This window comes from Actinomadura sp. NEAU-AAG7, assembly GCF_018603865.1.
Classification (GTDB): domain Bacteria; phylum Actinomycetota; class Actinomycetes; order Streptosporangiales; family Streptosporangiaceae; genus Spirillospora; species Spirillospora litoris.
Map to the genome: position 1 here is coordinate 491,987 of NZ_JAHFZY010000004.1, position 26,266 is coordinate 518,252.

General features: G+C 72.5%; 17 protein-coding genes. 5 read left to right on the plus strand and 12 right to left on the minus strand.

Features of this window, described 5'->3' with window-relative positions:
• Nucleotides 1–67: 67 nt before the first annotated feature.
• Nucleotides 68–550 (minus strand): SRPBCC family protein, encoded by a 483-nt coding sequence (locus KLI87_RS21305; RefSeq protein ID WP_214618377.1) that lies wholly within the window; start codon nucleotides 548–550, stop codon nucleotides 68–70.
• A 33-nt stretch (nucleotides 551–583) separates the two neighbouring features.
• Nucleotides 584–1,174, minus strand: a complete 591-nt coding sequence (locus KLI87_RS21310; RefSeq protein ID WP_214618378.1) for an HD domain-containing protein — start codon at nucleotides 1,172–1,174, stop codon at nucleotides 584–586.
• 124 nt (nucleotides 1,175–1,298) lie between these two features.
• Here KLI87_RS21310 and KLI87_RS21315 point away from each other — a divergent pair, with 124 nt between their 5' ends.
• The gene (locus KLI87_RS21315; RefSeq protein ID WP_214618379.1) at nucleotides 1,299–3,317 is read left to right on the plus strand and encodes a PQQ-binding-like beta-propeller repeat protein; all 2,019 of its coding nucleotides are present in this window, start codon (nucleotides 1,299–1,301) and stop codon (nucleotides 3,315–3,317) included.
• A gap of 10 nt (nucleotides 3,318–3,327) precedes the next feature.
• Here the strand turns inward: KLI87_RS21315 and KLI87_RS21320 are convergent, their stop codons facing one another.
• The 3 genes from KLI87_RS21320 to KLI87_RS21330 form a co-directional block, all read right to left on the minus strand.
• Nucleotides 3,328–4,461, minus strand: coding sequence for a glycosyltransferase family 4 protein (locus tag KLI87_RS21320; protein ID WP_156219505.1), 1,134 nt, complete (start codon nucleotides 4,459–4,461; stop codon nucleotides 3,328–3,330).
• Between the two features lie 193 nt (nucleotides 4,462–4,654).
• A complete protein-coding gene (locus KLI87_RS21325; protein ID WP_156219504.1) occupies nucleotides 4,655–5,917 on the minus strand; it encodes a nucleotide sugar dehydrogenase in 1,263 nt (420 codons plus the stop codon).
• A gap of 21 nt (nucleotides 5,918–5,938) precedes the next feature.
• Nucleotides 5,939–7,402 (minus strand): glycosyltransferase family 4 protein, encoded by a 1,464-nt coding sequence (locus KLI87_RS21330; protein ID WP_308166100.1) that lies wholly within the window; start codon nucleotides 7,400–7,402, stop codon nucleotides 5,939–5,941.
• Between the two features lie 24 nt (nucleotides 7,403–7,426).
• Between KLI87_RS21330 and wecB the strand changes: the two genes are divergently transcribed.
• From wecB to KLI87_RS21345, 3 genes are all read left to right on the plus strand, one after another.
• Entirely contained in the window at nucleotides 7,427–8,530 is a 1,104-nt protein-coding gene (gene wecB / locus KLI87_RS21335; protein ID WP_374225466.1) for a non-hydrolyzing UDP-N-acetylglucosamine 2-epimerase, read from the plus strand.
• Nucleotides 8,523–9,236, plus strand: a complete 714-nt coding sequence (locus tag KLI87_RS21340; RefSeq protein WP_214618381.1) for a hypothetical protein — start codon at nucleotides 8,523–8,525, stop codon at nucleotides 9,234–9,236. The genes wecB and KLI87_RS21340 overlap by 8 nt, the downstream gene beginning before the upstream one ends.
• Before the next feature lie 86 nt (nucleotides 9,237–9,322).
• Nucleotides 9,323–11,572, plus strand: a complete 2,250-nt coding sequence (locus KLI87_RS21345) for a glycosyltransferase (RefSeq protein WP_214618601.1) — start codon at nucleotides 9,323–9,325, stop codon at nucleotides 11,570–11,572.
• 97 nt (nucleotides 11,573–11,669) lie between these two features.
• Here the strand turns inward: KLI87_RS21345 and KLI87_RS21350 are convergent, their stop codons facing one another.
• Nucleotides 11,670–12,695, minus strand: coding sequence for a CDP-alcohol phosphatidyltransferase family protein (locus KLI87_RS21350; RefSeq protein ID WP_156215688.1), 1,026 nt, complete (start codon nucleotides 12,693–12,695; stop codon nucleotides 11,670–11,672).
• 244 nt (nucleotides 12,696–12,939) lie between these two features.
• Here KLI87_RS21350 and KLI87_RS21355 point away from each other — a divergent pair, with 244 nt between their 5' ends.
• Nucleotides 12,940–14,523 carry a hypothetical protein gene (locus tag KLI87_RS21355; protein WP_214618382.1) on the plus strand — a complete coding sequence of 528 codons (1,584 nt, stop codon included), beginning with the start codon at nucleotides 12,940–12,942 and terminating at the stop codon, nucleotides 14,521–14,523.
• Here KLI87_RS21355 and KLI87_RS21360 read toward each other — a convergent pair.
• From KLI87_RS21360 to KLI87_RS21385, 6 genes are all read right to left on the minus strand, one after another.
• Nucleotides 14,510–16,528, minus strand: a complete 2,019-nt coding sequence (locus KLI87_RS21360; RefSeq protein ID WP_308166101.1) for a glycosyltransferase family 2 protein — start codon at nucleotides 16,526–16,528, stop codon at nucleotides 14,510–14,512. The genes KLI87_RS21355 and KLI87_RS21360 overlap by 14 nt on opposite strands.
• 9 nt (nucleotides 16,529–16,537) lie before the next feature.
• Nucleotides 16,538–19,945: a CDP-glycerol glycerophosphotransferase family protein gene (locus tag KLI87_RS21365; protein ID WP_214618384.1), complete on the minus strand. Its 3,408-nt coding sequence runs from the start codon at nucleotides 19,943–19,945 to the stop codon at nucleotides 16,538–16,540.
• A 125-nt stretch (nucleotides 19,946–20,070) separates the two neighbouring features.
• Entirely contained in the window at nucleotides 20,071–22,284 is a 2,214-nt protein-coding gene (locus tag KLI87_RS21370; protein ID WP_308166102.1) for a bifunctional glycosyltransferase family 2 protein/CDP-glycerol:glycerophosphate glycerophosphotransferase, read from the minus strand.
• 59 nt (nucleotides 22,285–22,343) lie between these two features.
• The gene (locus KLI87_RS21375) at nucleotides 22,344–23,429 is read right to left on the minus strand and encodes an acyltransferase family protein (protein ID WP_214618386.1); all 1,086 of its coding nucleotides are present in this window, start codon (nucleotides 23,427–23,429) and stop codon (nucleotides 22,344–22,346) included.
• Between the two features lie 120 nt (nucleotides 23,430–23,549).
• Nucleotides 23,550–24,725, minus strand: coding sequence for an acyltransferase family protein (locus KLI87_RS21380; protein WP_214618387.1), 1,176 nt, complete (start codon nucleotides 24,723–24,725; stop codon nucleotides 23,550–23,552).
• Nucleotides 24,726–24,804: 79 nt separating this feature from the next.
• Nucleotides 24,805–26,229: an LCP family protein gene (locus tag KLI87_RS21385; protein WP_156215694.1), complete on the minus strand. Its 1,425-nt coding sequence runs from the start codon at nucleotides 26,227–26,229 to the stop codon at nucleotides 24,805–24,807.
• Nucleotides 26,230–26,266: the final 37 nt, after the last annotated feature.

Consider the following 26,266-nt stretch of genomic DNA (forward strand, 5'->3'; position numbering starts at 1 on the left):
CTCCCCCCGACGTTAAGGGGGGACCGGACATCCGGCCCAGGCGGGGGGCGGCCCGCCCACCTGCCGACTACCCCGCGACGCCCGTCCTGATGCGGTCGAGGGTGGCGCGCATGCCCGCCCGGTTGACCTCGGCGCGGTGCGCGGCCGGGACACCGGTGAACAGCCGCCCGAGCACCGACACCAACGCCGCGCCGCGTCCGCCGCGCCGCAGGTCCTCCCAGTACTCGGTCAGCCGGGTGGAGCCGCCGCCGATGTCCTCGACCCGGTAGCCCCACAGCGCCACCGGCATCCCGAAGCTCGACACCCGGAACGCGAACGCCTGGCCCGGGACGGCGGCCGTCACCCGGCAGCTGGTGAACCAGAGCCGCCAGCCGATGCGGTTGAACCCGACGAACCGCAGGCCCGGCACGACCGCCCGGCCCCGCACCCACACCGCGAAGACCTCGGGGCTCCACTCGCGCATCCGGCGCGGATCGGCGACCGCCGCGTAGACCTCCCTGGAGTCCGCGCCGATCGCGACGCTCTCCTCGACCACCCATTCGCGTTCCATGTCCGTAATCATCCCGCCCATGCGACCGCCCGGTCATCTCAGGTGGGCGAACTCCTCCCGCCAGGACGCGTACCAGGACGCGAACCACGGCTCGCCCTCGGCGAGCGGCAGGATGTAGGTCACGGTCTCGGCGTAGTAGCGGCGCTGGAAGTCGGGCGGCATCTGGTGGAGGCGCTGGACGTTGCTCGCCCGGTCGGCCAGCTTCACCACGACCGCCTCGCGCGGGGCGTCCCGCAGCCGCCGCAGGTAGGCGGACTTCGCGGCGCGCCTCGCCTGCCGTCCCGCGCCCCCGGCGGGCGGCTTGGTGACCCAGTCGACCAGCTCCGTCACCTCGTCGCCGAACTCGGCCTCGATGTCGGCGAGGGTGGCGGGGGTGTCCTCGACGACGTCGTGCAGGAGCGCCGCGTCCAGAATCGCGGGGTTCGTCTCGCCCGCGCCGCGCACCAGCACCTCCAGCGCCTCCAGCAGGTGCTCGACGTAGGGGACGCCCGTCGGCCGTGTCTGGTCGCCGTGCCAGCGCCGCGCGGCCAGGGCGGCCTTCTCCAGACGATTAAGGTCGATACCGGACGCGGTGAGGGCGGCGCGCGCCTCGTCCCACGTCCGCCAGTGGGCGAAGACCTCCACGGTTCCTCCCCTTCTGCCCGGGCCGTGTCGCGCGTGCGCCCGCCACACGGCATGGTTGGACTGGTCTTCCCGCACCATATGGGGAGCACGAAAGAGCACAGTAGGGGAAGGAGGCGGCGCGGTCGTGGTCGGGAGCCGGCAGCGGACCGGCGGCCGGTCCGGGCCCGCGAGCAGGATCAGGCTCGCGCTCGGCCTCGTCGCGGGCGCCGTGGCGATCGCGCTGTGCACCGTGCTGACCGACCGGTTCGTCCTGCACGCCGAGTGGTGGCAGGTGCGGCACACCGTCACCGCCGACCCGGTCGCCCCGCAGGCCGCGATCGGGCCGCCGCCGGGGCCGCTCACCGCGAGCTGGGAGCGCACGACCCCGATGCACCACGGCCCGGTCGCCGGATACGACAGTGTCGCCTACGACGTCGCGCAGGGCCAGGTGATCGTGGCCTCGGGCGACGGCCTTGAGGTGCGGGACGCGCGGACCGGCGACAGCCGCTGGAGCTACCGCCGCTCCGGGTGGACGCTGCTCGGCTGGGCCTCCACCCGGTCCCGGCTGATCGCCTACTTCGAGCGGGACGGGCATCGCGGCGAGCGGCTGTTCGCCGGATTCGACGCGCTGTCGGGCGGGCTGCTGTGGCGCCGCGAGGGCGAGCGGCCCGCCGCCGCGTCCCGGGCGACGCTGCGGTTCCCCGCCGGGGCCGGGGTCGCGCTCGCGACCGACGAGGAGCGCCGGACGGTGTCGGGCCGGTCCGCCGAGACCGGCGCGCGGGTGTGGGAGCGGCGGCTGCCGGGGCGCTGCCGGCTGTTCGAGGGCGCCGCGCACCCCTCCGACGCCCGGGAGAAGCTCGCCGCGCTCGCCCTGGACTGCCCCGGCCGCAGCCGGCTGCTGGCGCTGGACCCGGCGACCGGCCGCGTCGTCTTCGACCGGACGCTCGGCTCCCCGGAGTCGCCCGAGGTGGCGATGCTCGACGGCGTCACGCTGGCCTCGGACGGGACGGCGCTGCGCGCGTTCGGCCCGAAGGGCTCCCTGCTCGCGGCCTGGAAGGGCGACGCCGTGTGCGGTGACGAGATGTGCCCCGCCGTGATCGCGGACGGGCGGCTCGTCGTCGTCCACCATCCGGAGGGCGAGCGCAGGCCCCGCCACGAAGAAGGCGAAGGGGGCGAGGGGGGCGAGGGAGAGCGGTCGACCGATGACGAGAACGGCGACCAGGAGCGGTACGGGGACTCGGCGGCGCGCATGGAGGCGGTGGACGTCTCCTCCGGCGCCCTCGTGTGGCGGCGCGCCGTCCCCGCGTACGCGGCGCTCGCGCAGGCGGGCGACCGGATCTACGCGCTGCGGCCCCGGCTGTCGGAGGCGCTGCTCCCGGCGGGCGTCGACATCGTCTCGCCGGACCGGGGGGCGGCCACCACGGCGCCCGCGCCGCTCGCGGTCGATCCCGACCTGCCGGGCGTCCGGCCGTGGATGGCGGCGGCGGGCGGGCTGCTCTACGTCGCCTACGCCGAGTCTCCGCCGCGTCCCGAGGGGCGGGCGCGGCTGGCGGCGCTGCGCGGCGGGGCCACCGGCACCGGCCCCGCGGAGCTGGGCGGCGTCCCGGAGTCGGACTGGCCGGACGCGTGCGAGCTGCTGAGCAGGCCCGACCTGGCCAAGGAGCACCTCGACGCCTACGTCCGCAGGCCGACCCGCGCCCATGTCGGGTCGGTGAAGCTCCCGCACGCGGTGTCGTGCACCTACGAGCCGCCCGAGCCCGGCCGTCCCAAGAAGGGCGAGTCAGGCAAACAGGGCAAGGGGGGCAAGGGGCCGGGGAGGAGCGGCGAGCCCTCGCCCGGCGGCACGCGGAGCGGCGGGCCGTCCGCGAGCCCCGGCGGGACACCCGACCCCGGGAAGGAGCCGATCATCCGGGGGCTGACCGTGAGCGTCCGCTGGGTCGCGCCCAACGAGGGCACGGCCGGGCGGCTGCTGGACGCCCTGCGCTCCACCCAGGCGCAGGCGCGGCCGCGCCGCGACCTCGGCGACGAGGCCTACGAGCTCGGCCCGACCGCCGGGACGATCGCGCTGCGCGTCGGCCGCGTGATCGTGGTCGTCGACACCGACCGCCCGCCGGGCGCCGCCGCCCGCATCGCCTACCGCTTGCGGCATCCCGCCCGGCCCTGATCCCGGGGCGTCAGAACTCGGTGACCGGCGCCGGGTCGGTGGTCGGCCGGAGCGCTGGCGAGCGCCCCGCCCAGGTCTCCAGCTGGGCGACGAACCGCTCGGCCTGGATGGGCCAGTGGAAGCGCGCGCGGGCCGTCTCGTAGCCGCGCTTGCCCATGCCGACGCGCATCTCCGGGTCGTCCCGGAGGCGGCGGACGGCCTCGGCGGCGGCGGCCGGGTCGGCGAACGGGACGACCAGCCCGCAGCCGGACGGCTCGACGATCTCCACGGCGGGCGGGTTCGGCGTGCAGACCACCGGGACGCCGCGCGCCATGTACTCCACGACCTTGGTCGGCATCGAGTGCCGGTAGTTCGGCTCGTCGTGCAGCAGCGCCAGCCCGGCCATCGCGCCCTCGGCGATGCGCAGCGCCCGGTCGTTGGGGACGAACCCGTACCAGCGCAGCAGGTTCTCGCGCTGCGCTTCGCGGAGCGCGGGCCGGACGTCGCCGTCGGCGGAGCCGATCAGCTCGACCATGATCCCCTCGGGGGCCAGCAGCCGGGCCATCTCGATCATGTCGAAGGCGCCCCGGGCGGCCGACAGGTGCCCGACGTAGACGGCGCGGCGGCCGTCGGGCGGGCCGGGCGGCAGGTCGGAGACGTAGGTGGTGTTGGGCACCACCGGGTGCTCCTCGCGGAACCGCGTCCGGTAGCCCTCCTCGGCGAGCAGCAGCCGGTGGCGCCGCTCGCTGCGCCGCTCCAGCCGCCGCACCGCCGGGCGCAGCACGGGCCGCGCCGGGCCGGGCAGCCAGCCCTTGGCGGTGAGCGCGGCGGCGGTGTCCTCGTGGACGTCCCAGACGACCGTCCGCGCGCGCACCGAGCGCGGCATCGAGACGAGCAGCTCCGGGTCGTGCAGCAGGATCAGGTCGGCGTAGGCGGCGTGCTCGGCGAGGGCGCGGTGGGCCGCGCGCAGGGCGCGCAGGCGCCGCCGCCCCGTCGCCCGGGGCACGTCCACCGGGCTGATCTCGCGCCACGGCGTCACGTTGCATGACCGAAATGGTGCAATATAGGTGACTTCATGGCCGGCGTCCAGGAGCGCGCGTATCTGCCGGTGCAGAATGCGCGCATCCTCCGGATGATGCACGATCGTGCAAACACAGACCCGCATTCCACTCACTCCGCAACGTGCCGAATTATCGCCTTGTGGCCGAGTCTTCGGTGGCGATGGAAATGGCCGATGAATCCCCGCCGTCCAGAAGGTGGCCAACGCCAGGCAGATCACCCTCGGTGGGGGAACGACCTCGTTCCTTCTGGCCCCGTGCGGGGGACGACGCCCCCCACACAACCCCCGGAACCGCCCTTCAGAGGAGCTCGACGGTCTCGCTCCGCAGATCCCTCGTACGGCCGCGCGTGTCGAACAGCAGCCGGGAGTGCCGGGCGAGCGTCGCCGCGTCGTAGGCGGCGTGGTCGGCCAGGACGACCACCAGGTCCGCCGCCGCGAGCGCGGCCGGCAGGTCGTCCCCGGCGTTCCGGACCTCGGTGCCCTCGACCAGCCACTCGCTCACGAACGGGTCGTGGAAGCTGAGGTCGGCGCCGAGGCGGGCCAGGCGGCGGGCGACGGGACGGGCCGGGGACTCGCGCTGGTCGGCGATGTCGGCCTTGTAGGTGACGCCCAGGAGCAGCACCCTGGCGTCCTTGAGGGCCCGCCCCTCGCGGTTCAGCAGTTGCTGGGCCCGCTCCACGATGTACCGGGGCATCCGGTCGTTGATCTCCTGGGCCAGCTCCACGAACCGGAACGGGTACCCGAGGGAGCGGACCTTGTACGACAGGTAGTTCGGGTCGATCGGGATGCAGTGCCCGCCGACCCCCGGCCCGGGACGGAACGCCTGGAAGCCGAACGGCTTGGTCGCGGCGCAGTCGATCGCATCCCACAGGTCGATGCCGAGCTCGTTGCAGAACACCGCCATCTCGTTGACCAGCGCGATGTTCACATGGCGGTAGGTGTTCTCCAGCAGCTTGGCCATCTCGGCCTCGCGGGTGCCCTTGGCCTCCACGACCTGCTCGACGAACTTGCCGTAGAACGCGGCGGCGGCCGACGCGCACGCCGGGGTCAGCCCGCCGACGATCTTGGGCGTGTTCCGCACCCCGTAGACGGGGTTGCCCGGGTCGATCCGCTCGGGCGAGAAGGCCAGGTGGAACTCCTCGCCCGCGACCAGGCCGGACTTCTCCAGGATCGGGCGGACGACCTCGTCGGTCGTGCCCGGGTAGGTGGTCGACTCCAGCACCACCAGCATGCCGGGCTCCAGGTGCCGGGCGACGGTCTCGGCGGCGCCGCGGACGGCGGTCAGGTCGGGCCCGCCCTCCTCGGAGAGGGGGGTCGGGACGCAGATGACCACCGTCCGCGCGCCGTCCAGGATGTCCTCGTGCAGGCTGGGCGTGAATCCGGCCTCGTTCATCTGCTCGACCTCGGCGGTCGAGACGTCGTCGATGTGCGACAGCCCGGCCTTGAGCCCGGCGACCACGCGCGCGTCGCGGTCCAGGCCGCCGACTTCGAGACCGGCCCGGCAGACCTCCCGCACCAGCGGCAGCCCCACGTAGCCGAGTCCGATGACCACCAGATCCATGCCCGGCTCCCTTCGCGAGTTCTATGTGATGGCGTACGCCGCCCGGTAGCCGGCCGCCACGGCCCGCCACGTGCGTTCCGCCCTCACCCACTCCCGAGCCGACTGCCCGATTTTCCGGCGTCTTTCTGGAGCGTAAATGAGCTCTTCCAGCGAAATGGCCCATGCTTCCGGGTCTTCCGGAACTGTTAACGTGCCCGTTACGCCCGGTTCCACGATTTCGCGCAGAGCCTTGACATCACTTGCTATTACTGGGATCCCCCCGGCCATCGCCTCGATCGGCTTCAGGGGCGTGACCAATTGGCAGACCCGGTCGGCCCGTCGGGGGACCGCGAACACATCGAGGACGGCGTGGTGGCGACGAACGGCATCCATCGGCACGCGTCCGGTGAACACGGCGTGGACGCCGTGCCCGGCCGCGCGCCGTTCGAGCGCGCCGCGCTCGGGCCCGTCGCCGACCAGCAGCAGCGTGACGGGCGTGCCCCGCTCGCGCAGCAGCGCCGCCGCGTCGATCAGCGTGTCGATGCCCTCGTAGCCGTAGAACGACGAGGTCAGGCCGACGACCGGCGCGTCAGCCGGGATGCCGAGCGAGACGCGCAGGTCGGCGGCGTCGGGCAGCGGCTGGAGGAACGCCTCGTCCACGCCGTTCGGCACCGTGAAGATCTTCTCGGCGGGGACGCCGCGGGAGGCGATCTCGGCGCGCATCGCCTCGCCCAGCGTGACGACCGCGCCGGCCTCGACCATGCGCCGGGTCTCCAGCTCGCGGGTGAGCCGGTAGAACTCGTCCGTCTCCTTGTGGGACGGGTCACGCGAGAGCCACGAGTCCTCCAGGAACCCGCGCACCTCGTAAACGACGGGCAGATCGTGCCGCCGCCCGAGCTCCAGCGCGACGGCCGCGTTCAGGTGGTTGCTGACCGCGTGCAGCACGTCGGGGCGCAGCTCGCAGACGAGGCGTCCGGCCAGGTCGGCGCCCTTGTCCACCGCGCGGACCGGATTGCCGGGCGGCAGCCAGGGGATCAGCCGGTGGTAGGGGACGCCGTCGACCTCCACGCGGGGCCGGGTGTCGCCGATGCCCTGGCTGAGCGGGTAGCCGAGCCGCGTCACGACGTGGACGTCGGCGCCGAGCTCCCGCTGGGCGAGGGCGAGCCGGTGCGTGCGCACGGTGTATCCGGCGTTCGTGCGCGGCAGGGCGTTGGTGACGAACTGGAGAACGCGCGGCCCTTCGGTGGCGCGCTCGGGGGGGACGGGTATGCCGGGGGGCACGGCGGGGGGCGGCGGCGTACGGGCCAGCAGGGCGCGCAGCTCGCCGGCCTCGCGCTGCACGCCGCGGGGACGCGGGACGGCCAGGCGGGAGCGCCGCAGCCGCCCGCCGAGCGGGCCGGGCGCGACCCGCGCCAGCAGCCGGACGGCCAGCCGGGGCGCCCGCCCCGGGTCGTCGCGGAGCTGGCGCCAGGTGAGTCCCAGCAGGTAGACGGGTTTTCTGAGCACGGCGGGCGAGCGTAGGCAACCCCGATGAACAGAAGGGAAATTGTGTTGGCACCCATCGTGCACGTCCTCGGGGCGCGGCCGAACTTCGTCAAGGCCGCCCCGGTGATCGCGGCCCTGCGCGCCGCCGGCGCGGAGCAGGCGGTGGTCCACACCGGCCAGCACTACGACGAGCGGATGTCGGAGATCTTCTTTGTGGAGCTGGGGCTCCCGGAGCCCGACGTCAACCTCGGCGTGGGCTCGGGCGGGCACGCCGAGCAGACCGCCGCGCTCATGATCGGGCTGGAGCGGGAGTTCACGAGCCGTTCACCCGCGCTCGTCATCGTGTACGGCGACGTGAACTCGACGATCGCCGCCGCGCTGGTCGCGGCCAAGCTGCACATCCCGGTCGCCCATGTGGAGGCCGGGCTGCGCAGCTTCGACATGACGATGCCGGAGGAGGTCAACCGGCGCCTCACCGACCAGCTCTCCGACCTGTGCCTGGTCACCAGCCCTGAGGCGATCGGCCACCTGGCGAACGAGGGCGTCCCGGTCGGCCGCGCCCACCTGGTCGGCAACCCGATGATCGACACGCTGCTGGCCAACCTCGACAGCTTCGACACCGCGAAGGTCCGCGCGGCCCACGACCTGCCCGAGCGGTACGTGCTGGCGACCATGCACCGGCCCGCCAACGTGGACGCGCCCGGCACGGCCGCCGCGCTCGTCAAGCACCTGCACGGCGTCGCCGACCTGGCCGACGTCGTGATCCCCGTCCACCCGCGCGGACGGGCCAACCTGATCGCCGCCGGGCTGGACGAGCACCCCCGCGTCCACGTCCTCGAACCACTCGGCTACATCGACTTCATCGCCGCCGTCCGCGGCGCCGCCGCCGTCGTCACCGACTCCGGCGGGCTCCAGGAGGAGACGACGATCCTCGGCGTGCCGTGCCTGACCGTCCGGCCCAACACCGAACGGCCCATCACCATCACCCACGGCACCAACCGCCTCGTGACGTTCGAGGAACTGGTCCCGGCGGCCCGCAAGGCGCTGGAGAGCGAAGGCAAGGACGCCGGGGACCGCAGGCCCCCGCTGTGGGACGGCCAGGCAGGCCCCCGCATCGCAGATGTGATCATGGAGTTCCTCGGTGAGTGACGCCAAGGCCAACCGGCAGGTCGCGCGGCTGCGGGCCACGCTCCGCGAGCGCGAGTCCCGCGTCGAGGAGCTGGAGCGGCGCCTCGCCGCGCTGGAGACCTCGACGACCCTCCAGTTCGGACGGCTCGTCGCGGGCGCCGCGCGCAACCCCAGGCGGCGCGGTGTGCGGCTGCCGAAGGAGCTGTACCGGCTCTGGCGCAAGCGCAACGTCCCGGTGTCGGAGAGCGGCACGGGCGACGGCGAGCGGATCACGCTCGACCGGATCGACCGCCCCGAGGACCGGCTGCTCATCGCGGCGCCGCACGACGGCCTGGTCATCGCGGGCGTGCTCGGCGCGCGCGCGGCGGCGACGCTGGCCGAGCACGCCAAGGTGGTCCGGCTCTACCCGCACGACGCCTCGATCGTGCTCGACACCGCCGACGTCGACCTCCTCGTCGTGGACGCGGCGGCGGGCGAGCCGGGCGGCCCCTGGGCCTACCTCGGCGTCCCCGGCATGTACGACCGGGACCGCGCGCTGAACGACGTCCGCGAACTCGCCGCCGCCCGCGGCCTCCCGCTGGTCCTGTGGGGGGAGGCGCCGCCCGCCACGCTGTCCTGCCTGCGCTGGGACGCCGCCGTCACCGCACCCGGCCGCCTCGCCGACCTGCTCACCCCGGCCCAGTCACCCGTGGGGGGACCCCCAACGCCCTCCGGGACCGCCCGTTGAAAGGAACTCCTGTGCGACCTCGCGCCCTCGTCTACGGCGACGTCGATCTCAACCTGATCGACGGCTCGGCGATCTGGGCCCAGGGCATGGTCCAGGCGCTGGCCCGCGCCGGCTGCGCGGTGACCTTGGTGCTCAAGGCCCCCGTCCGGACCGGCCGGCTGGTCGACCCGCTGCGCGCGCTGCCCGAGGTCACCGTGCGCAGCCCGCACGCCGAGGGCATGGTCTCCTTCGAGGGCGGCATGCCGGCGAAGGCCGCCGCCGCGGTCCTCGCCCGCGTGGACGAGGAACACCCGTTCGACCTGATCGTCGTCCGCGGCCGCCGCCTCGCGGGCAAGCTGTCGGCCGGGCCGCTGGCCGGACGGATGTGGACCTACCTCACCGACGTCCCCCAGTCCGCCGGGGAGTTCGACGGCGCGTCCAAGGGCGAGCTGCGCCGGATCGCCGACGCCTCCCGGGTGCTGCTCTGCCAGACCGAGGAGCTGCGCGGCTTCCTGGAGAGCGCCGTCCCCGCGACGGCGGGCAAGAGCGTGCTGTTCCCGCCCGTCGTCGTCCTGCCCGAGGGCCTGGCGACCCGGCCCGACGGCGCGCCCGACGGCCGCGCGCTCAAGCTCGCCTACACCGGCAAGTTCGCGCCGCGCTGGAACACCTACGAGATGACCTCGCTGCCGCGCCTGCTGGCGATGCGGGGCGTGGACGCCGAGCTGCACATGGTCGGCGACAAGATCCACGACGACCCGAAGGACCCGGGGTTCGCGACCCGGATGCGCACGGCGCTGGAGAGCGGCCAGGGCGTCATCTGGCACGGCGGGCACCCGCGCGCCGAGGCGATGCGGCTGACGGCCGCCTGCGACGTCGGCCTGTCGTGGCGGCACCCCGAGATGGACGCGAGCCTGGAGCTGTCCACGAAGGTGCTGGAGTGCGGGACGCTCGGCGTCCCGGTCGTCATGAACCGCACGCCGATGCACGAGCGGCTGTTCGGCGCCGACTACCCGCTGTTCGCCTCCACCGAGACCGACGTGCTGGACGCGCTGACGCTGATCGGCAAGAACCCCGACGTGTTCACGCTGGCGGTCCAGCGGTGCCGCGCCGCCGCGGCGGAGTTCACGCTGGACGCGGCGGCGGCGCGCCTGCGCGGCCACCTCGCCCGGACCTTCCCCGAGCCGTCCCCGCGCGTGCTCGCGGCGGCGGTCGAGCACGAGCGCGTCGGCGTGCGTCCGGCCGACGCGCTCAGCGACGTCTCCGCGCCCGCCGCGTCCGCCGTGTCCTCCGCGCCCGCCGCGCCCGCCGGGCCTGCGGCGGGGGAGGGGCGGCGGCTGCGCGTCGGCGTCGCGGGCCACGACCTGAAGTTCTTCAGCAGGCTGCTGGACTACCTCCAGTCCCGTCCCGACATGGAGGTCCGCGTCGACCACTGGGCGGCGCTCAAGGTCCACGACGAGGAGCGCAGCCAGGAGCTGGTGGACTGGGCGGACGTCATCGTCTGCGAGTGGTGCGGCCCGAACGCGATCTGGTTCGCGCAGCGCAAGCGCCCCGGGCAGCGGCTCGTCGTCCGGCTGCACCGCTTCGAGCTGTACGCGCGCTGGCCGCAGCACCTCGACATCGACGCGGTCGACGAGATCATCTGCGTCAGCCCGCACTACGCCGACCTCACCCGCGAGATCACCGGCTGGCCCGCGGACAAGGTCACCACGATCCCCAACTGGGTGGACGACCAGCAGCTCGACCGGGCCAAACTGCCCGGCGCGCAGCACCACCTCGGGATGATCGGCATCGCGCCGTCGCGCAAGCGGCTCGACCTGGCGCTGGACGCGCTGGAGGAGCTGCGCCGCGACGACCCCCGCTTCACCCTCTTCATCAAGACCAAGCTCCCCTGGGAGTACTGGTGGATCTGGCAGAAGGAGGAGGAGCGCGAGCACTACGAGAAGGTGTTCCGCCGGATCCGCCGCTCGCCGCTGCTGGCGGGCGGGGTCGTGTTCGACTCCTACGGCCGCGACGTCGCGTCCTGGCTGCGGCGCATCGGGTTCGTGCTGTCGACCAGCGACGACGAGAGCTTCCACCTCGCGCCCGCCGAGGGGATGGCCGCCGGCGCGGTGCCGGTGCTGCTGAACTGGCCGGGCGCCGACACGATCTACGACCGGCGCTGGATCCACGCCGACCCGCCGGCGATGGCCGCCTCCATCGCCGCCACCGTGTCGCTCGGCCGCTGGGAGCAGGACCGGCTGCTCGCCCGCGACCAGGTCCGCGCCGCCTACGGGCTGGACGAGGTGTGCCGCCAGTGGACGGACATGCTCGCCGCCACCGGCGCGCCGAAGGCCGCCCGGCAGGCCCGCACGGCCTGACCCGCGCCTGAGACCCGGCCGGAAGTCGTCTGGGGACGAGCAAAGTCCCCGTGGAGCCGCGCTCCACGGGGACTTTGCTCGTCCAGGACCGGGGAGGTCAGCCGGAGCTGCCGACGCCCGCGTTCGCCGTCTCGCGGTACTCGGCGGGCAGCTGCGCCCGGTAGCCCTCGATCGCGTCGTTCAGCTTGGCGAGGCTGCGGCTGTAGTCGCGGCTGGCCAGCCAGAACTTGTAGATGATGACCAGCTCGAAGGCCAGCATGCCGACCGCGCTCGCCACCACCACCGGGATCACCGCGCCGGGCACGATCGCGGCGGCGATCGGCGCGATGATGAACACGCCCATCTGGAACTCGATGCCGCTGATCAGGTGCGGGCGGATGCGGCCCGCCATCAGCGCGTTGCGGATCCGCGCGTACCAGGGGAACTTCTGCTCGAAGCCCTGCCGCATCATGGCCATCGCGGGGTCGTCGGCGACGACCCGGTTCTCCATGTCGGCCTCGGGGTCCTCGCCGAGCGCGCCCTCGGCCGAGCGCAGGTCCGCGCCGACCTCGGCGGCGTCGACGATCTCGCCGTTGGCGCGGCGCGCGGCCAACTCCAGCTCGGCGGCCTCCTCGCGGGCGGCGTTCAGCGTGACCCGCATCTGCGAGCGGACCTTGTAGATCTCCAGCGCGTCCATGTAGCGGAGCATGTCGAGGAAGACGACCGCGACGGCCGTCCACACGTAGGCGACGTTGTCGGTGGCGGCGTACTGCCCGGCCATCAGCGCGATCGCGCAGGCCAGCACCCGCACCCGGTCGAAGATGTAGTCGAGCCAGGCGCCGAAGACCGAGCCGGTGCCCTTGAGCCGCGCGATCTTGCCGTCCATGCAGTCGAGCGTGAACGACAGGTGGTACAGCAGCGCGCCGAGCAGCAGCCACGGCCAGGACGCGACCGTGAAGCAGGCGCCCGCCGCCAGCCCGAGGACGAGCGCGCCCACGGTGAGCTGGTTGGGCGTCACGCGGGTGCGGTTGGCGGTGAAGCGCACCAGCCGGGCCGCGAGCGGATCGACCAGCAGGACCGTCCACCAGGCGTCACGCGCCTTGTACGTCCGTTGCCGAACGTCGTCGAGCGTGAAGTTCGCCATGGATCGGTGTCCTTTCTTTCGCGCCCGGCGGTGTCGTTTCGTGCCCAGGCGCTCTCGGCCGTTGACGATCGTATCCGCTGTCCGGATACGGACCCGGCCATTGTCTCCGAGTCGTGATCCACTCGCTGTCCCAAGCACCGTAACCCGGTGTTCGCTTGACGAAGTCTTGCGGCGAGGAGGTGGTGAACGCGCGGCGGACGGAGGGTGGCGCGATACGGCGTCCCGCCCTGGGTAGGCTTTCGGAGTGCGCGAGAAAGCCGGTCTGGCGGGCCGTTCCGCCGTGGCCCACCTGCCCTTCGCCTGTGTACTCGCGGTAGCGGTGTGGATACGGGTGGTCGCGGTCAAAGGCTATCCGGCGCCGATGTGGTTCGGCGACTCGCCCGGGTACCTGCGGGCGGCGATCGACCTGCGGCCCGGCGAGACGCGCCCGAGCGGCTACCCGCTCACGCTGTGGCTGATCAAGCCGTTCCACAGTTTCACGGTGATGGTGTCGGTGCAGCACGCGATCGGCGTCCTGACCGGTGTGCTGGTGTACGTCCTGGTGTGGCGCGCGGCGCGGGCGGCCTGGCCCCTCGGCCCCGACGGGGACGCCGGTCGCTGGGCCTGGCGCCGGTACGTCCCGGGGCTCATCGCGGCCCCGCTGACGCTGCCGGTGCTGCTGCCCGTCCACCAGGTCGCGCTGGAGCACATGCTCATGTCCGACTCGCTGTTCACGTTCCTGCTGCTCGCGGCGGTCACGGCGGCGCTGTGGCGGCGCCGCCTCACCTGGTGGCTGGGCGCCCTGGCCGGGTTCTTCGCGGCGTGGGCGGCGCTGACGCGGTCGGCGGGGCTGCCGCTGGTCGCCGTGATCCTCGTCGCGATGCTGCTGCGCCGGGCGGGCTGGCGCGCGTGCGCGGCGACGGTGGTCGCGTTCAGCCTGCCGATCATGGGCTACATGGCGTGGTTCCACGCGGAGTACGGCCAGTACGGGCTCGCGAAGGCGAGCGGGGTCTGGCTGTACGGGCGCACCGCCGACTTCGCCGACTGCCGGGTCATCAAGCCGCGCCCCGAACTCGCCGTCATGTGCCCGAAGAACAGCGACCCGCGCATGTCGCCCGCGTTCGCCGCGATGTGGACGCGCGACTCGGCGTTCCGCGACATCCCCGGCTGGATCACCGGCCCGACCGGCAACGAGCTCGCCAGCGAGTTCGCCATGGACGCGATCAAGGCGCAGCCCGGCGACTACGCCCGCGTCGTCGTCCGCGACACCTTCCGGTCGTTCGAGTGGGAGCGCAAGCCCTACCCCACCCCGTGGACGTGGTTGCAGTACGAGTTCCCCGAGGGCGAGGCGTGGGCCGAGAAGCAGGCGGTGATCGCCGCGCGGTACGACCCGGGCGGCGGGGAGCCGAGGGTCGTCGAGCCCTGGGCCGGGAGGATGCGCGGCTACCAGGACCGGATGGCCATGCCCGGCACCTTCCTCGGCATCCTGCTGCTCGGCGGCCTCGTCGCGGCCCTGCCCCACGTCCGCTCGGGCGGGCGGTGGCGGGTGCTCGGGCCCGTCCGGCACTGGGGGACGGGCGCGCTGCTGCCGTGGGGGACGAGCCTCGCGCTGCTGGTGATCCCGGCCGCGACCGCCGACTTCGACTACCGGTACGTGCTGCCCGCCGTCCCGTTCGCCTGCGTGGCTTTCGGGCTGGCGCTGCTGCCGCCGCCGCGCCGCCCGTGCGCCGCCGCGTCCCCGGTCGGGCCCGGGCAGTCCGAGGAGCCGGAATCGAAGGGGCCCGAGGAGCCCGAGGAGCCCGAGCCGGCCGAGTCGGCCGAGTCGGAGGGCGCGGCTACCTCCGGGTGAGGCGGCGTCCCGCCGAGCGGGCCAGCGCCGTGACCCTCCCCGGGACGATGTGGACGGCGAGGTTCCCGCCGCCCGTCCGGTAGAACGAGGCGCGGCGCAGCCCCAGCGTCGCGCACGGCACGGGCGGGACCTTCGGCTGCCCCGCCCTGACGGGCACGCGCATCCGGGCGGTCTCGCCGCCGACGGTGAACTCCAGGTGGACGTCCCAGCGCCCGACGGCCAGCCCGCGCAGGTCGGTGACGGCGGTGAACTCCAGCCGCTCCGCGCCGGGGAGGAGGCTGATCTCGGCGTCCTTGGTGTCCCCGCCGCCGCGTGCCTCCAGCCGGACGGCCACGCCGACGTGCGCCGCCGACGCCGGCGAGACCGGCACCGACCCGCGGACGAGCAGGCGCGGCAGGCCGTCCCAGCCGACCGCCTCGACCCGCAGCAGCTTCTCCAGCGCGGCGGGGCCCGGCACGACGGTCAGCGACAGGTTGTCATAGCCCTGGGTGAAGAACGGGGTGACGGACGCGCCCACCCCGCCGCCGGAGACGACGAACCGGGGCTTCGGGGCGGTGACGCCCTCGGCGCGGTCGGCGCCGAGCCGACCCTCCTTCACCAGCCGGTCGTGCGCGACCTCGACGTGCAGGTCCCACGTGCCCGCCGGCAGCGGCGAACCCGATGCCGCCGTCCCCGGGTCGAGGGCCGCGGTGAAGCCGCCCCCGTCGTCACCGCTGTCCCCGTCGTCCCCACCGGCCTCGCCTGCCTCGCCTGCCTCGCAGGGCACCCGGTGCTCGCCGCCGGACCTCTTGTCGCGCAGCAGCAGCGCGATCGTCCGACCGGCCGTGTCGAGCCGGCTCACGACCGCCGTCCCGCCGAGGCCGAGCCGGTCGCCGTCCCAGCCGAGCGCGGTCAGGCTCCGCCGCACGCGCAGCCGGTCGGTGACGTCGAAGTAGGTGTCGGGCACGGACGCGCCCGGCTCCCGGAACCCCGGGTAGGCGACGTAGGCGCGGGCCTTGTCCACCAGCAGGGGCACGGGCTCGGACGCCGCCGCCCGCTCGATGATCCGCATCAGCAGTTCCCGGCGCCCGCTCCGCACGCTGTGGGCGAGGACGCGGTAGCGGGGCCGCATGCGCATCATGACCGAGGGGGTGAGGAAGTCCTCGCAGAGGCGGCGCATCCCGTCCATGACCCGGTCGACGACGTCCTCGGGGGCCGTGAGGAGCCGCCGGTCGAGCCCGTACAGCACCTCCAGCTCGAAGTGCCGGACGAGCATCCGGTCGCGGGCCGGGCCCGGCCCCCGGTGCGCCATGACCTGCTCCAGCATCGAGCGGGCGACCTCGCCGTGGAACACCTCGGGCCAGCCGCCGCCCGCCTGCATGATGCTGCTGCCGTCCTCGCGCTCCACCAGGTAGTAGCAGTCGTGGTCGGCCACGACCGACACCCCGGAGGAGTGCAGGAACGCGTGCGCGGTGAAGACCTTGTCCTCCGCCGCGAGGATGCCCTCGGGGAACCGGATGCCGTGCCGCTCCAGCAGCTCGCGCCGGAACAGCTTGTGCGTGGTCAGCGAGGCGCCGTAGACGTCGGTGTCGGGGTCGTCCACGCCCACGCGGGCGATGTTCTTGGTGAACCGCGCGACGCCCCGGCCGATGCCGACGTAGCGGCCGACGACGACGTCCGTGCCCTGCTCCTCGGCCACCGCGCACATGCGCTCCAGGGCCTCGGGGCCGAGCCGGTCGTCGGCGTCCAGGAAGAACAGGTACCGGCCCCGGGCGCGCTCGATGCCCGCGTTGCGCGGCGCGCCGGGGCCGCCCGAGTTCGCCTGCCGGACGACGGTGAACCCGGGCCGCCCCTCGGCGAGCCGGTCCAGCTCGTCGCCGCTCCCGTCGGTGGACCCGTCGTCCACCGCGACGACCTCGACCAGACCGGGGTCGATCGTCTGCTCGACGACCGACCCCAGCGCCTCACCGAGGGTGGCGCGGCAGTTGTAAACGGGAACGATCACACTGACCAAGGGGGGATTCACTGGGGGGCCTCACGGAGTCGGGTCGAAGATCCGGTCGACGGTGCGGGCGGCGGCGCTGCCGTCGTCCAGGGGGCAGAACCGGGCCACGAAGTCCTCGTACCGCTTGCGGTGGCCCTCCGTGGCGGACTCGACGTCGCGGATCGCCTCGATCAGGTCGTCGGAGGTCTCCACGAGCGGCCCCGGCGACTCGGCCTCGAAGTCGAAGTAGAAGCCGCGGAGCCGGTCCCGGTAGTCCGCCAGGTCGTAGGTGAAGAACAGCATGGGGCGGCCGGTGTTGGCGTAGTCGAACATCACCGAGGAGTAGTCGCTGATCATCATGTCGGCGATCAGGTACAGCTCGGTGATGTCGGGGTAGAGCGAGACGTCGCGGACGAAGCCGCTCTCGTCCTCGGGGACGCCGTCCACGACGTTGGTGTGCAGCCGGACGAGCAGCACGTGGTCCTCGCCGAGCGCCTCCCGCGCGCGCTCCAGGTCGATGCGCATGTCGAACCGGTACCGGCCCTTGCTGTAGTACTGGTCGTCGCGCCAGGTCGGCGCGTACAGCACGACCTTCTTGCCCTCGGGGATCCCGAGCCGGGCGCGGACGTCCTTGGCGACGACCTCCGCCTCGGGGCTGTGCATCAGGTCGTTGCGCGGGTACCCGGCCTCGATGATCTCGCCCTTGAACGCGAACGCGCGGCGGAAGATCTCCGTGCTGAACGGGTTCGGCGACAGCAGGTGGCTCCACTCGGGCACGGTCGGGCCGGTGGTCTTCGCCTGGAGCGCGTGCTTCATGCCGGGCGCGTAGGCGAAGTGCACCTCCTTGATGTCCCTGCCGATCTTCTTCAGCGGCGTCCCGTGCCAGGTCTGCAACACGACCTGGTCGGGGTGGCGCTGGAACCACTCGCCGAGCCGGTGGTTGGTGATGATGTAGCGGGAGGTCGTCACGGCCTCCTGCCACTCCTTGCCGTTCAGCCGCAGCGCCTGGAGCGTGTCGGGCAGCTCCACCTGGGCGTCGTTGACGACCCAGAGCTGCTCCAGCGGCGAGCCGCGCCGGACGAGCTCCTGGTGGATCGCCTTCGGGCTGTCGGAGTACTGGCGGCCGCTGAAGCAGGAGAACACGACGGCGTCGCGCAGGCCGTCCCGCTCGACGCGGCGGCGCGCCTCCTCGCGGATCTTCGGGCCCGCGCTCTTCTCCTCGCCGGAGACGTCGCCGGTCACCGCCACCACGAGCCGCCCGTCGCTGGACTCCAGGTCGTACTCGCGGCGCGCCACCTCCAGCGCCCCCGGCAGGCCCTTCTGCGCGGCGCCGGTGAGCCGCACGGTCAGCGCCCGCTCCCCGCGCCCGGACGGGCGGAACAGCACGTCCCAGCGCCCCGGGCGCAGCGGCAGCACGCCCGCGACGCTCGGCACCGCCGCGACCGGCACCTCGGCGCGCAGCGTCCCCGCCTCGCCGGGGACGAGGTCGAACGCGAACTCCTTGCGGCGCGCCCTGCCCCGGACCACGATCTGCCCGCCGCCGTGGGCGGCGTGCGTCGCGGTGAGCACGAGCGTCCCGTCGGGGCGCCACGCGCACTCGCCGACGATCAGCCGGGTCGTGGTCAGCCGCACCCGCAGGTAGCCGCTCGGGCCGCGCCCCGCGCTCACCTCCAGCGCGCCGAACGGACGCTCGGCGTCGTCGATGCCCTCGGCGAGGACGAGCGGGCGGCCGTCCGCCGACACCGTCCAGTCGCGGGTGTCGTCGATCGCCTCGGGGGAGATCGGGACGTCCGCGAGCGCCGCCGGGTCGATCCGGGCGCGGTGCGTGCCGCCCTCGTCCACGACGGGGACCGCGACGGCGGTGTCGCCGAGCCGCAGGGTCAGCTCGGCGGGCGGGGCCTGCGCCGCCGCGACGTCGACGACCAGCGCGTCGCCGTCCCAGCGCAGCCCGCTCGCGCGCACCCGCACCTTCTCGACCTTGACCCGCAGCTCGCCGTCCACGATCAGCGGGACGACGCGCACGTCGCCCGCGACGTAGCGGTAGGGCGGGTTCGCGCCGGTGCCCGACCCGCCGCCGCGCAGCGGGCCCTGCCGGAACACGCCGGCGTTCAGCACCGACGCCCGCACGTCCCAGGTGCCCTCGACCCACTGGCCGTGGTCGCGGAGCTTCCCGGCGTCGATCGAGAACTCAAAGCCCGACCAGCCGCCGGTCTTCTTGCCCGGCTTCGGCGTCTGCCTCGCCCGCGCGGTGATCTTCCGGCGGCCCGAGCGCAGCGTGACGGCCTTCAGCGACGTCCAGCGGCGGCGCGAGCTGACCGAGTTGATGTAGGCCTCGCCGGTGACGGTGAGGCGGTCGCCGTCCCAGGACACCGCGTGCACGCGGCCCCGCAGCTTGACCTCGCCGCGCGCCCGGTACACCTCGCGGGGGACGTCGAGCGAGCCGTCCTTCCAGTACGGGTACACCACGTAGCGGCGCAGCGGGTCGCGGACGATCGACGGTGAGGACTTGCCCCGCTCGTACCGAACGACCTTCACCAGCTCGCCCGTGTGCCCCGTCGTGGCGAGGTGCCACTTCAGCCGGACGAGCGCGGACGCCTCGGCGAACACCTTCGGGGAGATCCCCGCCGCGTACGTCGCGGCCTGCGCGACGACCTGCTCGCGCTCCTCCTCGGACAGGTCGGGCAGCACGTCCAGGAACACGCGCAGGTCGGTGTTGACGGTGGCGAGCTGGAGGCGCCGCGCGTCCCTGGCGTCGCCGTGGGCGGTGAGCCAGCCGGTCGCGAGCGTGACCGCGCCGAACCCGTCCGCGATGTCCTGCGGGACCGTCGTCGACCCGAACCGGGGGCGCCGCCGCCGCAGCACCACCTCCGACAGGACGTCGATCTTCTTCGCCAGGTGCAGCGCCTTGACGGTCGCCGCGAGGTCGTCGTAGCGGCCGATGTCGGGGAACTCCAGGCCCGCCGACGTCCAGAACGACCGGCGGAGGAGCTTGCCGGTGATCTGCCGGTTCAGGATCAGCTCGGGACGGCGCCGCAGGTCCGTCCCCGACGCGGGGGCGGCGGGCGTCGAGCGCGGCTGCCACGACCACACCTGGCCCGTCCGCCTCCTGACGGCCTCCGAGCCGAGCGCGAGGTCCGAGCCGGACCTCTCCAGCGCGGTCACGAGCAGCTCCAGCCCGTCCGGAGGCAGCTCGTCGCCGCCGTCCACGAACAGCAGGAACTCCCCGCCCGCCTCGGCGGCGCCGCGGCCGCGGGCCGCGCCCCGGCTGAGCGCGCCCTCCCGGACGAGCCGGAACCGCTCGTCGGGCAGCTCGACCCCGGCGGCGCCCCCGGCCCCGTCGTCCATGACGAGGACCTCGATCTCGCCGTAGGACTGCGCCGCGAGGGACTCCAGGGTGCCGGGGAAGGACTCCCCGGCGCCGTGCGTGAGGACGATGACGCTGATCCGGCTACTGGACAAGCGGCCCACTCCTTCAACCACCTAAGGGACCCGGCGCCCCGCGCCGGGTCGTGAGACGACGTTGTGTGCGCGGCGGGCCCCGTGGGTGCCGGTGCCCGCCGGTGGTGCTGGAGCGGGGCGGGTGCTCACTGCGGAGGGTTCGGGACCTTCTCGCCCAGGAACATCCGGCGGACGGCGCGCTCGGCGGCGTGGCCATCGTCCCAGGGGCAGAACCGGGCCCGGAAGCTTTCGCGCGCCTTCTGGGCCGTGTCGCTCCACGCCGCCCGGGAGACGAACGCGTCCACCAGCTCGCTCTCCGTCGTGGCGACGACGCCCGGCGGGGTCGCGGTGATGTCGAAGTTGACCCCGCGGGTCAGCTTGTAGGTCTCCCAGTCGTTGGCGTAGATCACGATCGGCTTGTCGAGGTTGGCGTAGTCGAACATGACCGAGGAGTAGTCGGTGAGCAGCGCGTCCGAGGCGATCGCGAGGTCCTCGACCGACCGGTGCCCGGACACGTCGATGACGCTGCCCTCCGGCCATCCCATGTCCGCCGCCATGTTCTTCAGCTTGTAGTAGTAGTGCGCGCGCACCAGCAGGACGTGGCCGGCTCCGAGCTGCTCCACGACCCGCCCGATGTCGAACATCGGGGTGTAGCGGCGCTGGTACTCGCGGTGCGTCGGCGCGTACAGGATCGCGGTCCTGCCCTCGGGCACGCCCAGCTCGTCGCGCAGCCGGAGCCGCTCCTCCTCGGTGGCCCGCACGAGCCGGTCGTTGCGCGGGTACCCGATCTCCAGCATCTCGTAGTTGCACGGGAAACCGCGCTCCCACGCCTCGCTCGACAGCGGGTTGGAGGAGACCAGGTAGTCCCAGCGGTCCGAGCGCTCGATCAGCGCCTTGAAGTCCATCTCCTTGGCCCCGACCGGGTACTCCATCTGGTCGAGGCCCATCTTCTTCAGCGGCGTCCCGTGCTGCGTCATCATGTGCACCTGGCCGGGGCGCTTGACGTAGTGGTCGGGGAAGTTGACGTTGTTGACGAAGTACTTCGCGCGGGCGATCGTCCGGTAGTAGTCGGCCGACCCGGCCACGACGTAGTCGACGCCCTCCGGCATGTTCTTGCGCGCGCCCGACTTCACCACCCACACGCCGTGGACGTGCGGGGCCAGCTCCTTGAGCTTCTCGTAGATCGCCGCCGGGTTGCAGGAGTACCCGCGGTACCAGTAGGCGCCGAACACGGCCAGGTTCTCGTCGACGGCCAGGTGGCGCTGCATCTGGTAGAAGCGGTCCTTGGCCATCGCCTTGGAGGCCAGCACGCCGCGCTTGCGCAGGTTGTTGGCCTTGCGGGCGGGCTTCTTGGCCTTGGCCTTCACCGACCCCGGGCCGAGCCGCGCGAAGCCCCGGTAGTCGTTCTTCTGGATCAGCCGGTGCTTCTCGGCCAGGTGCGGCTTGTCGTCGGGCGGGACGTGCCCCTCGGGCCGGTACCGGTTGTAGGTCTTGGACATCTCGGCGAAGAACCGCTCGTTCTCCGACGGGTGCACTCGGTCGCCCCGCTCGATGATCACCAGCAGGTGCCAGATCGTCCGGTTGAACATGAGGTTCCGGAACTGGTCGGCCTCCGGGCCCATCTCGTCCATGAAGGCGAAGATGCGGTCGTACTGCGCGAACGCGTCGAAGTGCTTGGCGCCGGTCGTCCGGGTGATCGCGCCGCGGCGGCGCTGCCGGTAGATGTAGCAGACCCGGTCGAGCAGGCTGAGCCGCTCGGCCGCCATCAGGATCGGGTAGGTGACGTTGACGTCCTCGTAGTACCCGCCGCTGAAGCGCAGCCCGAGGTCGAGCAGGAACTGGCGGCGGATCGCCTTGTTCCAGGCCGTCATCATCATCTCAAGGACGCTCGGGCGCTCGGCCAGCGTGAACACGTCCGGCGCCGGAGGCTCGCGGAACAGGTCGTTGATGATGCTGCGCTTGACCTTGCCGTTCCAGTACGAGCGGGCGTAGTCGAAGACCAGCACGTCCGGCCGGGTCTCGGCGAGCCGGTCGCAGATCGCGCGCAGGGCGCCCTCGGTGGCGTGGTCGTCGCTGTCGAAGAACCAGACGTAGTCGCCGGTCGCCGCGTCGAGCCCGGTGTTGCGCGCGTGGCCGAGCCCGACGTTCTCGGCGAGGTGCAGGACGCGGACGCGCGAGTCGCGCTCCGCGTACTCGTCGAGGATCTCCCCGCATGCGTCCGGCGAGGCGTCGTCGACCGCGATCACTTCCAGGTTCGGAAGGTCGGGATCGAGGATCGAGTCCATGCACTGCCGGATGTAGCCCTGCACCTTGTGCACGGGCACGATGATGCTCAGAGAGATGTCATTACCACTGCTCACGGAACGCCAATCAACTTCTCGGTGAAATCTGGATCATACCCGCACACGGTAGTAAGAGCTTATGTCCGGCCATGCGAGGGCTTGAGCAGCCATCGGGCCCTGGGCTCCACCGCCCAGCGCGTGACCCGCTGCACGGGGGCCGTGGCGAGCACCACCCCGAGCGCCAGCGCGGCCAGCGTGACGCCCACCATGCCGAGCGGGTTGTGCAGGGCGGGCTTGGCCAGGAGGCCGCTGTAGTCGAAGGTCTTCACGACGAGGCCGTGCAGCAGGTACACGTACATCGTCCGCGTCCCCATCGCCGTGTACCAGGCCTGGCCGCGCGGGATCGCGGCGAGGAACGCGGCCCCGAGGACGAGCGCGAACACGACGGTGAGGACCCGCCAGCCGATGCCCTCCGGCGTCGAGTAACCCATGTCCTCATAGCCCATCGTCCACCAGACGTAGGCCTTGTTGATCTTCGGGACGACCGTGCCGCGCTCCCAGACGTAGGCGACCGGCAGCGCGGCCAGCAGCACGCCGAGGCCCGCCCAGCGCGCCCAGGAGCGGCGCAGCAGTTGGACGTGCCGGGGCTCCACGGTCAGGCCGAGGACGAAGAAGGGCAGCAGCCCGGCCGTCCGGCTGAGCGTGGAGTCGGCGGTGAACGTCCAGGTGCCCGCGACCAGCGCCAGCGCCATCGAGACCGCCACCGGGTGGCGCAGGTGCCCCCACAGCGGCGCGCTCAGCCGCCAGAACACCATCGCGACCAGGAACCACATCAGGAAGTGCGGACGGAAAAGGGAGCTCAACCGGAAATCGGCGTCGTTGATGAACACGAGCTGCAACCGGTAAAGCACGATGAAAATCACATAGGGCACGATCAAGCTGGGGAAGATATTCCGGAACTTGTCGGTCGAGCGCATGAACCCGCGCGAGAAGTAGCCGGAGATGAACACGAACACCGGCATGTGGAATCCGTACAGCACCATGTACGCCGCGTGGGCGGCCTGGCTGTCCCCGAACTCGGCCCAGACGTGCCCGACGACGACGAGCAGGGCCGTGAAGAACTTGGCGTTGTCGAAGTAGGCGTCGCGGGGGCGCGGCTGCGGCGCGGCACCGCCGGCGGGTTCGCCGGCCGGCGGGCGCGCCTGGGGGAGGGTTTCCGTCATGTCTCCGAAAGATTCACTTGGCGCGGGACGAACGTTCACGCGGAGGGGATGCCGACTCTAGTGCCCCGCCGGAGGCCGCGGAGGCCGATGCGGCAGACTGCCGCGAACGCGGCGATCATGTCAGCCCTTGGCGCGGGGACGGCGCAGGGGGGTGAACACCCAGGTCATCTTGGGCTCCAGCGCCCAGCTCATGCAGCGCACGACCGGCCGCGTGCACAGGCAGGTGCCGACGACCACCGCGCCCGCGACGACCGCGACGACGCCCGCCGGGGTGTGCATCCAGTCCGCGCCCCACCAGTCGGTGAAGTTCAGCAGCCGCGTGACGAACCCGTGCAGCAGGTAGGCGTACAGGGTCGCGGCGCCGAGCGCGGTGAACCAGTACCGCCGCCGGGGGACGATCGCGAGGAACGCCGCGACCAGCACGGTCGCGGACACGAACATGCCGAGCCGCATCACCGTCCCGGCGAGGTTGCCGACGCCGAGCTGGAAGTGCGGGTTCGCCCAGAAGATCCAGTTCCGCGACATGTGGTTCATGACGAGGTAGGAGCCGCCGAGCCCGAGGGCGAGGACGGCGAACCCGATCGGCCGCGCGATCGGCCGCTTCAGCAGCTCGAAGTGCTCGGGCTTCAGGTTGAGCCCGAGGACGTAGAACGGCAGCAGCCCGAGCACCCGGTGGATGTCGAAGGTGCCGCCGAGGTCGCTCATGTACGACAGCAGCGCGAACGTCAGCGCGACCGCGAGCGGCCACCGGATCTGCTGCCAGACCGGCGTGGACAGCCGCCACAGGAACAGCGCGCACAGGAACCAGGTCAGGTAGTAGGGGTTGAGGAGGCTGATCTCCAGCTTGTTGTCGCCCGCCAGCCAGTCGTAGATCGAGTAGGCGAACTCGAACACCACGTAGGGCACGCCGACGTTGGTGATGAGCTTGCGCGCCTTGCCGCCGGAGAACGTCCAGTTCCGCGAGAAGTAGCCGGTGATCACGATGAACAGCGGCATGTGGAACAGGTAGATGAAGATGTACAGGCCCTTGGCCATCGGGACGTTCTGCAGGTTGGCCAGCGAGTGCCCGGCCACGACCAGCAGGATCGCGAGGTACTTGGCGTTGTCGAAGAACGGGTCGCGGGGCTTGCGGACCTGGTCGGCCGGCTCCGCCTCGGAGCCGGCCCGTCCGGGCTCGGCGGGCGGGCCCGTCTCGGCGGCGGGCACCGCCGCCGGGTCGGGGATCGCGGCCCCGGGGACCGAGGACCAGGGCTGATCGGGCCTTTCGACCGTTCCGGGAGCGGTGGTGTGCGTCATGGCTGCTTCATGATGGCTGCTTCATGATGGGCTGCGGCATGGGCTGTAGGGGCTCAGGGCCCCTTGCTGGTCGTGCTGGTCAGGCTCCCTTGCAGACGTCGTCGCTGGCCTTGATCTCGCCGTTCTGCTTGGGGATCCCGCCCTTGGGGTTCTTCAGGGCCTTCCAGTCGGAGCCGACGATCAGGTCGACGACGCCCGGCTTGGCGCCGGTCGTGCGGGCCGTCGGCTGCGGCTTGCTCGGGATCATCGAGACCAGCGTCTGCGCCTGCCTGTCGGCACCCGCACCGTACATGACCTTGGTGATCGCCGAGTTGGACGGCGCGTTGCCGCCGACGGTGACCTGGTAGCCCTGCGCCTGGAGGTCCTCGGAGACGCGCTTGGCCTGCCCCGCGATGCCGCTGGCGTTGTACACCCGCACCTGCACCTGGCTCGGCGGGATCTTCGAGGCGCCCGGCTTGGGCGCCTCGGGGACCGTCTTGTCGTTGCGGACCGTCTCGAAGAACGGCTGCGCCTCGGTGGTCAGCGCCACCCGGTTGGTGTCGGCCGGGTCGGGCCCCGAGGGGACGGTGATGAAGCGCAGCTTGCCCGAGCTCATGCCCTGCATGCCCTGGCCGATCCGCATCATGACCTGCGGGGTGAGCTCCTTGTCGGTGGTGAGCGACTTGGTGGCCGCGTTCATCAGCGACAGCATCCGCGCCGGGTTGCTGAGCACGCCCGCGCTCATCGCCTTGTTCGCCAGCGCGCCCATGAACTTCTGCTGCCGCTTGATGCGGTCGGTGTCGGAGCCGTCCCCGAGACCGTGCCGGACGCGGACGTAGGCGAGCGCCGTCTCACCCTTGATCGTGTGCCTGCCGCGCTTCAGGTTGAGCTTGGACTTCGGGTCGTTGACGTCCTTGGGCAGGCAGATCGGGACGCCGCCGACGGCGTTGGTGATCGACTTGAAGCCGTTGAAGTCCACCTGCATGAAGTGGTCGATGCGGATGTTGGACAGGCTCTCGATCGTCTTCATCACGCACGCGGCGCCGCCGTTGGTGAACGCCGAGTTGATCTGGGCGCGGGCCTGGGCGGGGATCGTCCGGCCGTCCCTGGACTTGCAGGAGGGCATCCGGACCATCAGGTCGCGGGGGAAGCTGATGCCCATCGCCTGGCCGCCGCCGGGCGACAGGTGCAGCAGGATCATCGTGTCCGAGCGCGGCGGCTCGTTCTTCAGCGCGCGGCCGTACTTGGAGTTGGCCCCCGCGCGGGTGTCGGACCCGAGCAGCAGGATGTTCATCGCGCTGTTCAGCTTCTTCGGCCGGTTGGGGCCGAGCTGGGCGTTCACGTCCTCGTGGGAGATGTTCCCGAACGCCTTGCGGTACAGGCCGTAGGCGGTGAGCGATCCCGCCACCATGACCGCCGACAGCCCGATGCACACCCAGCCGAGGATGCGCCAACCGCGTCGAGGCGACGCCTGTTGCGGATCGGCGTCGTCGACGTACTCCATGTACATCGGGTTGCTGTTCATCGGCTCCGTGGTCCGGGGGCGAGCCCGCTTTCAGGGG

Bases quoted from the DNA above. Each gene is read 5' to 3' on its own strand.
- KLI87_RS21345 (WP_214618601.1), top strand. From the start codon at position 9,323: ATGGTCCAGGCGCTGGCCCGCGCCGGCTGCGCGGTGACCTTGGTGCTC.
- KLI87_RS21380 (WP_214618387.1), bottom strand. From the start codon at position 24,725: ATGACGCACACCACCGCTCCCGGAACGGTCGAAAGGCCCGATCAGCCC.
- KLI87_RS21385 (WP_156215694.1), bottom strand. From the start codon at position 26,229: ATGAACAGCAACCCGATGTACATGGAGTACGTCGACGACGCCGATCCG.
- KLI87_RS21320 (WP_156219505.1), bottom strand. From the start codon at position 4,461: ATGCGGGTCTGTGTTTGCACGATCGTGCATCATCCGGAGGATGCGCGC.
- KLI87_RS21350 (WP_156215688.1), bottom strand. From the start codon at position 12,695: ATGGCGAACTTCACGCTCGACGACGTTCGGCAACGGACGTACAAGGCG.
- KLI87_RS21305 (WP_214618377.1), bottom strand. From the start codon at position 550: ATGGAACGCGAATGGGTGGTCGAGGAGAGCGTCGCGATCGGCGCGGAC.
- KLI87_RS21325 (WP_156219504.1), bottom strand. From the start codon at position 5,917: ATGGATCTGGTGGTCATCGGACTCGGCTACGTGGGGCTGCCGCTGGTG.
- KLI87_RS21375 (WP_214618386.1), bottom strand. From the start codon at position 23,429: ATGACGGAAACCCTCCCCCAGGCGCGCCCGCCGGCCGGCGAACCCGCC.
- wecB (WP_374225466.1), top strand. From the start codon at position 7,427: ATGAACAGAAGGGAAATTGTGTTGGCACCCATCGTGCACGTCCTCGGG.